Origin of the sequence: Bradyrhizobium sp. (assembly GCF_027451485.1) — a bacterium.
GTDB lineage: Bacteria > Pseudomonadota > Alphaproteobacteria > Rhizobiales > Xanthobacteraceae > Bradyrhizobium.
Genome location: NZ_DAIDJE010000079.1, coordinates 35759 through 43377, shown reverse-complemented (window position 1 = coordinate 43377; position 7619 = coordinate 35759). Strand labels below are relative to the sequence as shown.

The window sequence follows — 7619 nt, the reverse complement described above, 5'->3', positions numbered from 1 at the left end:
TCGCGCGCGCCCTGACGTTGCTCGGCGGCGATGCCGTCAAGCTTCACCACAGGACCGCGGCGCTGCTCGCCAGTCTGCCTCGGGTCGATCCGCGGGAGCTGCATGCGCTTGGTGATGCGCTTGGCGGCAGCGACAAGGTCGCGCTTGCGACCTTCATTGACAGCATCGAACGTTGGCTCGCTGCGCGCCTGCGCACCGAAAACCCTCGGGCCGACTTGCCGCGTCTTGCACGGCTGGCGGAGGTATGGGAAAAGATCGGCCGCGCTGCGCGCGACACCGCGGAATACAATCTCGAGCGAAAGCCGCTCGTTTTCTCGGTGTTTGGGATGCTTGCTGAAGCTACGCGATAACGGCTGCTTCGTTCACGATCCCGATAATCTCGTTACCGACAAAGGAATTCGTCGTGGCCAGGCTCACGAAAAAGAAGAAGTCGAAAGCAAAGACACACCGCAAGGCTTCGCGGCCTCTCCCGGCCAGGGCAGCCGCTCGCAAACAGAGCAACCGCAAGGCGAGGAAGGCCAAGAAGGCCGGGCCGAGGAAGCCAGGCAGGAAGGCAGCAAAACAAACCATCAAGAAATCTGCGAAGAAGGCGGGCAAGAAGAAGGCTGGCAAAAAGGCACCGGCAAGGAAAACAAAGGCGAAAGCTGCAGCTCCGAAAGCTCCCAAAGCCGCGCCAAAGCCCCGATCCTCCGGGGCCAAGCCGACTGCCATCGCGGCCGCTCCGAAAACGCCGGCTGCGCAAGCCAGAAATTCGTTCTACATCACGACTGCAATTGCCTATCCGAACGGCGTGCCGCATATCGGCCACGCCTACGAAGCGATCGCAACCGACGCGCTGGCGCGCTTTCAGCGCCTCGATGGCAAGGATGTTTTCTTCCTGACCGGCACGGACGAGCACGGCCTGAAAATGATCCAGACGGCGGAAGCCGAAAAGCTTACGCCAATGGACGTGGCAACACGCAACGCGCAACGTTTCAAGGAAATGGACGAGCGGCTGAGCATCTCATTCGACCGCTTCATCCGCACCACCGAAGAGCAGCACCATCGCTCCAGCCAGGAAATCTGGAGGCGGATGGCTGATAACGGCGACATCTATCTCGACAGCTATTCCGGCTGGTACTCGGTGCGCGACGAGGCCTATTACGCCGAGGAGGAGACCACCCTCGGCGAGGACAATGTTCGCCGCGGCCCGCAGGGTACGCCGGTGGAGTGGGTGGAGGAAAAGAGCTATTTCTTCCGCCTTTCCGCCTATCAGGACAGGCTGCTGGCGCTGTACGAACAGCATCCGGATTTCATCGGCCCGGATACCCGCAGGAACGAGGTGGTTAGTTTCGTCAAGAGCGGTTTGCGGGATTTATCCATTTCCCGCACCACGTTCGATTGGGGCGTCAAGGTGCCCGGCGATGGCGAACACGTGATGTATGTCTGGGTCGATGCGCTCACCAACTATATCACCGGCGTCGGCTTCCCTGACGAAAGCGATACGAAGTGGCATTACTGGCCGGCCGACGTGCATATCATCGGCAAGGACATCATCCGCTTTCATGCCGTTTACTGGCCGGCCTTCCTGATGTCGGCTGGAATTCCCGTGCAGAAGCGCGTCTATGCGCACGGGTTCTTGTTCAACCGCGGTGAGAAGATGTCGAAGTCGGTCGGCAACGTCGTCGACCCATTCAACCTCGCCGACCAGTACGGCGTCGATCAGATGCGCTACTTCTTTTTGCGCGAGGTGCCGTTCGGACAGGATGGAAGCTATAATCACGAAGCTATTGTCGCGCGCATCAATGCCGACCTTGCCAACGATCTCGGTAACCTGGCGCAGCGTTCGCTATCGATGATCGCGAAACAATATCAGGGCGTGTTGCCGGAACCCGGCGAATTCACCGACAACGACAAGGCCATTTTGGCGCAGGCGGATGGGATGATTGGGCTCGCCCGCAGCGCAATGGCGAGCCAGCAAATTCACCAGGCGCTCAACGCGGTCTGGGCGGTCGTCGCCGAAGCCAATAGATATTTCGCGGGGGAAGCGCCCTGGGCGCTGGCCAAAACCGACCCGAAGCGTCAGGCTACTGTTTTGTACGTGACCGCGGAAGTCGTGCGCCAGATCGCGATCCTGGCCCAGCCGGCAATGCCGCAGGCTTCCGGCAAACTGCTCGACATTCTCGGCATTGCCGGCGAGGTCAGTTCCCGCAACTTCGCCGCGCTCCCCGTGCGGATCAAGCCGGGCACGGTGCTTCCAGCACCGGCGCCCGTATTTCCGCGCTATATCGAACCGACAGCGGCCTAAGCGGTTCTAATCCCATGCTCGTCGACAGCCACTGCCATCTCGACTTTCCGGATTTTGCCGACGACCTCGATGGCATTGTCGCGCGAGCCGAAGCGGCCGGAATCGGGCGCATCGTCACGATCTCGACGCGGGTGAGGCGGCTTGAGGCCTTGCTCGCCATCGCGCAGCGATATCGGCAGGTCTATTGCTCCGTCGGCACCCACCCGCATCAGGCAGACGAGGAAGACGGTATTCCAGCCGATGAGCTGATCGCACTGACCGGACATCCGAAGGTGGTCGCGCTCGGCGAAGCCGGTCTCGACTATTTTTATCAGCATGGCTCGCGCGAGGCGCAGGAACGCGGCTTTCGGACCCATATCGCAGCGGCACGCGCAACAGGCCTTCCACTCGTCATCCATACCCGCGAGGCGGACGAGGACTGCGAGCGCATCCTCGTTGACGAAATGTCAAAGGGGCCGTTCCGCGCGGTGCTGCACTGCTATACGGGTGGGCGAAAGCTCGCGCACAAAGCAATCGAATTGGGGCTTTCGATCTCCTTTACCGGCATTCTTACGTTCAAGAAGTCCGATACGCTGCGCGCGCTCGCGGCGGAATTGCCGGCCGACCGCATCATGGTCGAGACGGATTCTCCATTTCTTGCGCCCGGAAAATTTCGCGGCAAGCGCAACGAGCCCGCCTATGTGGTCGAGGTCGCCAAGGTCCTGGCAGAGGTCCGCGGCGTTTCGCTGGAAGAGATCTCGCGACAGACGACGGAAAACTTCTTTCGTTTGTTCTCAAAAATACCCGCGCCGCAAACCGCATGACGCTCACACTGACCATCCTTGGCTGCGGATCTTCGGCCGGCGTACCGAGGCCGGCGCTTGGCTGGGGTGCGTGTGACCCTACGAATCCGAAGAACCGCCGCCGCCGCTGTTCGTTGCTGGTCGAACAAACCGGCGAGGGCGGCGCGGCCACGCGGATCCTGATCGACACCTCGCCTGATTTGCGCGAGCAGCTGATTGACGCTGAGGTCGATCACCTCGACGCCGTGTTTCTGACCCACGAGCATGCTGATCAAACCCACGGGATCGACGATCTTCGCTCCGTGGTGCTGCATCAGCGCCGCCGGATTCCGACCTATTTCAACATGTCGACCGCCAAGGACATCATGGCGCGGTTTTCGTACTGCTTCGTGACCCCGGAAGGCAGTCAGTATCCGCCGATACTCGATCGGCATGGGATTGAAGGTGGAGAGAGCCGAACGATCAAGGGGAAGGGCGGCACTGTCACCCTTTCGGCGTTCAATCTCGAGCACGGTGACATTCCCGCGCTCGGCTATCGCATCGGCGGGGCGGCTTACACGCCCGATGTCAGCGATATTCCAGAAGCGAGCTGGCCGTTCCTCCGGGAGCTCGATCTCTGGATCATCGATGGCCTGCGCTATCGGAGCCATCCCAGCCATTTCAGCGTCAACGACGCATTGTCCTGGATCGATCGTCTCAAGCCAAAACGCGCCGTGATCACCAATATGCACGCCGATCTTGACTACGAGGAGCTGCGCCAGAGCCTGCCGCACGGGGTCGTGGCAGCCTATGACGGCATGCGGCTGGACGTCGGCTGAATATTCACTGTCGAGCGCACGTCTTCATCCGCATCGTCGATGTCGTGCCCGGCCCTGTGTCGTCCATCCACGTCTTCTCTGCAGACGCAAAAGACGTCGATGGCCTCGAGCCGGGCACTGACGGGACATACCAGCCCGCCATCAAATCTTGTGCAGTTCGAGGGCAGATGGATGAAACAGCTCTTCGGGGCTAAGCAGGCGAGACGACAGGCCCTCGGCATGATGACGCTCCAGGAAGCGGCGGAGTACGTCGCGGTTCGGCTCGAGCCCATAAGACCAGAAATCCGCGCCCATCAGTCGCCGCGCGGCACCGAGCTGTTCCTCGACGAATGGCAAAGTTACCTTGGTGGCCGAAGTATCCGTAAGTTTCGCCAGCGCGATCGCCTTGGAGCGCTCGAAGGCCTTGGTGACCGCGACCGGCAGCCATGGGTGTTTTTCGACCAGCGTGCGGCGAATGCCCAGCGTATGCATGATCGGAAACAGGCGGGTTCGCCGGTACCAATCGGTCGCAGTCGCCTGCGGATCGGGGAAGAGATAGCCGACATGGGGATGTCCGCGATCGAAGCAGGACGGCGCACGCGGCCCGATCACCGCGTCGACTTCGCCGCTCGCCAATAGCTCGGAAATTGTGGCATCGACCCGCGCATTCTCGATCACGACGTCGGAGGGAAGATTGAGGCTGATCTTCTCGATCCTCCCGGGATGCTCATAGCCGCCGCGCACCCAGGTGACGTCGGACGGCCGAACGCCGTAATCCTCCTCGAGGAAGAGGCGAACCCAGATGTTTGCCGTGAGTTGATATTCGGGCACGCCGACGCGACGTCCTTTCAGGTCGGCCGGCGATTTGATCCGATCGGTGCGGACATAAACCGAGGTGTGGCGGAAAGCGCGGGAGGGAAACACCGGCACGGCGATATAAGGGCTGGTCCCCGCGGCCGTTTTCACCGAATAGCTGGAGAGCGACAGCTCGCAAATGTCGAAGTCGGCGTGCCTGAAAGCGCGAAAGAAAATCTCCTCCGGATCGAGCAGCATGAACTGTGCATCCACGCTGTCGATCTGGACCAGGCCGTCGACCAGGGGACGCATCCGGTCGTAGTCGCCGATCGCGACCGATAGCTGCAGTTTGCTCATGCATGCTCCTTCATTGACATTCCCCTGCGCCGGCTTATGGCTTCTTGGAAGTCAAAAACATAGCATCCTAAGGAATTTCCCACCATGTCCGCCGCTGCATCAGAGACCGTCGCAACGGTCATCCGCGAACTGGTCGACGCCAACCACATCTTGTTCGACCAGGGCGTGGTCGATGGGTTCGGCCATGTCAGTGTCCGGCACCCCGACCGGCCGGATCGCTTTCTCTTGTCGCGCAGCATGGCGCCGGCACTGGTCACGGAAAACGACGTGCTGGAGTTCGATCTCGACGGCAATCCAGTTGTCCCGAACGGTCCCGCTCCGTATCTCGAGCGCTTCATTCACGGCGAAATTTACCGCAAACGGGCGGACGTGAATTCGGTCGTCCACAGCCATTCCCCTTCGGTGGTCCCATTCAGTGTCGTCACGGGCGCTACGCTGCGGCCAGTCTGTCACATGTGCGGCTTTCTCAGCGAGAAGGGCACACCGGTCTTCGAAATCCGCGACTTTGCAGGGCCCGGCAGCGATCTCCTGATTACTAGCGGCAAGCTGGGCGCGGCGCTCGCCGACACCTTGAGTGAGGGACCAGCCGTTTTGATGCGCGGCCATGGTTCGACGGTGGTGGGCAGTACGCTGCGCCAGACCGTATTCCGCGCGGTCTACACCGAAATCGGCGCACGCCTGCAAATGGAGGCAATGAGGCTCGGGCCCGTCACTTATCTCACTGAAGAAGAGACCATCGGCACGACCAAGACGATCTCGACGCAGTATGATCGCTCCTGGTTCCTCTGGCTGAAGGCCGCCCGTAACAGCCCGATGTCGCGCTGATCCCTTATCCTATTGCCGCGCATTTGATTCCAGGGGTCGCCACGGGATGCAATCTGGTCTCTCCCCCTTTGTGGGCCTGGAGCGGGAGGGAAACGCACCGGGTTGCGAAATTCTATGACAGGATCGCCTTTGCCGAGTGAACCTGATCACGCAGCAGGAACTTCTGGATCTTGCCTGTGGAGGTTTTCGGGATCGGTCCGAACACCACGGCCTTTGGCGTCTTGAAGCCAGGCATCTGCGTCCGGCAGAATGCGATGATATCCGCCTCAGTCGCCTCGGCGTTTTCCTTCAGTTCGACGAAGGCGCAAGGTACCTCGCCCCATTTCGTATCCGGCTTGGCGACGACAGCGGCGAACAGAACCGCCGGGTGCTTGTATAGGACATCCTCGACCTCGACGGATGAAATGTTCTCGCCGCCGGAAATGATGATGTCCTTGGAGCGGTCCTTGATGATGACGTAACCGTCCTTGTCGAGCACGCCGAGGTCGCCGGTGTGAAACCAGCCGCCGGCAAAGGATTCCCGCGTGGCCTTCTCATTCTTGAGATAGCCCTTCATGACGATGTTGCCGCGGAACATCACTTCGCCGATGGTTTCTCCGTCGCGCGGCACTTCCCGCATGGTCTCCGGGTCGAGGACGGTGACGGCTTCCTGGAGCGGGTAGGAGACACCCTGGCGGCGCTTGAACTGCGCACGCTGATCGGCGGCCAAATCGTCCCAACCGGGCTGTTCGGCGCAGAAAGAGGCCGGACCATAGGTTTCAGTCAGGCCGTAGACGTGGGTAAGCCTGATGCCGATGCGCTCAGCTCCCTCAAGCACCGCGACCGGAGGCGCCGCGCCCGCGATCAGGCCGACGAGGGGGCGGGCATCCGACTTGTTCGGCGCTCCGGGCGCATTGATCAACGTATTGTAGACGATCGGCGCGCCGCACATATGCGTGACGCCGTGCCGCTTGATCAACTCGAAGATCTTCGCCGGGTCGACCTTGCGCAGGCAGACGTTAATTCCGGCCGCCGCCGCAATGGTCCAGGGAAAACACCAGCCGTTGCAATGAAACATCGGCAGCGTCCAGAGATAGACCGGATGGGCACCCAGATTGGCCGCGAGGATATTGCTGACCGCGTTGATATAGGCGCCCCGATGATGGGTGACGACACCCTTGGGATTGCCGGTCGTGCCCGATGTGTAACTCAGCGCGATCGCGTCCCATTCGTCAGCCGGCAGGCGCGCGACAAAATCTGCATCGCCCTGTGCGAGGGCCGCCTCATATTCGATTTCGCCGATTCGCTTCGGGCCGAAGGCTTCGTCGTCGACATCGATTACCTCAGGCTTTGCGCCCTTCATCTGTTTGAGCGCATCCGAAATCACGCCGGCGAATTCAGGATCGACCAGGATGATCTTGGCGCCGCCGTGCTCGAGCTGGAAGGCGATTGCCCCCGCATCGAGCCGGATATTGAGCGTGTTGAGCACGGCCCCCGTCATCGGCACGGCAAAATGCGCCTCGTTCATGGCCGGGATATTCGGCAACATCGCGGCGACCGTATCGCCCGGCCCGATGCCGCGCCCCGCAAGGTAGGAGGCAAAGCGCCGGCAGCGCGCGTAGGTTTCCGACCATGTGAAGCGGCGGCCCTCATAGACCGTGCTGACATGGTTGGGATAGATCGCGGCCGTGCGGGCCAGGAAGCTTAAGGGCGTGAGTGCCACGAAATTGGCCGGCGTCTTCTCAAGGCCGACGTCGTATTGGGTCTGTGCTCGTGCCATCGGTCACCCTCACTTGC

General features: G+C 61.1%; 6 protein-coding genes and 1 pseudogene. 5 read left to right on the top strand and 2 right to left on the bottom strand.

Features of this window, described 5'->3' with window-relative positions; translation table 11 throughout:
* The 4 genes and pseudogenes from NEZ08_RS11140 to NEZ08_RS11125 form a co-directional block, all read left to right on the top strand.
* A pseudogene (locus NEZ08_RS11140) lies at positions 1-350 on the top strand (DNA polymerase III subunit delta'); the annotation flags it as partial.
* A 26-nt stretch (positions 351-376) separates the two neighbouring features.
* A complete protein-coding gene (gene metG, locus NEZ08_RS11135; RefSeq protein ID WP_298106792.1) occupies positions 377-2287 on the top strand; it encodes a methionine--tRNA ligase in 1911 nt (636 codons plus the stop codon).
* A gap of 14 nt (positions 2288-2301) precedes the next feature.
* Positions 2302-3090 (top strand): TatD family hydrolase, encoded by a 789-nt coding sequence (locus NEZ08_RS11130; RefSeq protein ID WP_298106784.1) that lies wholly within the window; start codon positions 2302-2304, stop codon positions 3088-3090.
* The gene (locus NEZ08_RS11125) at positions 3087-3887 is read left to right on the top strand and encodes an MBL fold metallo-hydrolase (RefSeq protein ID WP_298106782.1); all 801 of its coding nucleotides are present in this window, start codon (positions 3087-3089) and stop codon (positions 3885-3887) included. The genes NEZ08_RS11130 and NEZ08_RS11125 overlap by 4 nt, the downstream gene beginning before the upstream one ends.
* A gap of 141 nt (positions 3888-4028) precedes the next feature.
* On the opposite strand, the gene NEZ08_RS11120 is transcribed toward NEZ08_RS11125, so the two are convergent.
* Positions 4029-5018, bottom strand: coding sequence for an ABC transporter substrate-binding protein (locus NEZ08_RS11120; RefSeq protein WP_298106780.1), 990 nt, complete (start codon positions 5016-5018; stop codon positions 4029-4031).
* Positions 5019-5102: 84 nt separating this feature from the next.
* Here NEZ08_RS11120 and NEZ08_RS11115 point away from each other — a divergent pair, with 84 nt between their 5' ends.
* Entirely contained in the window at positions 5103-5843 is a 741-nt protein-coding gene (locus tag NEZ08_RS11115) for a class II aldolase/adducin family protein (RefSeq protein WP_298106779.1), read from the top strand.
* A 112-nt stretch (positions 5844-5955) separates the two neighbouring features.
* On the opposite strand, the gene NEZ08_RS11110 is transcribed toward NEZ08_RS11115, so the two are convergent.
* The gene (locus tag NEZ08_RS11110; protein WP_298106777.1) at positions 5956-7602 is read right to left on the bottom strand and encodes an acyl-CoA synthetase; all 1647 of its coding nucleotides are present in this window, start codon (positions 7600-7602) and stop codon (positions 5956-5958) included.
* Between the last annotated feature and the right edge of the window lie 17 nt (positions 7603-7619).

Coding starts and splice junctions, on each gene's coding strand:
- NEZ08_RS11130 (WP_298106784.1), top strand. CDS start 2,302: ATGCTCGTCGACAGCCACTGCCATCTCGACTTTCCGGATTTTGCCGAC.
- NEZ08_RS11125 (WP_298106782.1), top strand. CDS start 3,087: ATGACGCTCACACTGACCATCCTTGGCTGCGGATCTTCGGCCGGCGTA.
- NEZ08_RS11120 (WP_298106780.1), bottom strand. CDS start 5,018: ATGAGCAAACTGCAGCTATCGGTCGCGATCGGCGACTACGACCGGATG.
- NEZ08_RS11115 (WP_298106779.1), top strand. CDS start 5,103: ATGTCCGCCGCTGCATCAGAGACCGTCGCAACGGTCATCCGCGAACTG.
- NEZ08_RS11110 (WP_298106777.1), bottom strand. CDS start 7,602: ATGGCACGAGCACAGACCCAATACGACGTCGGCCTTGAGAAGACGCCG.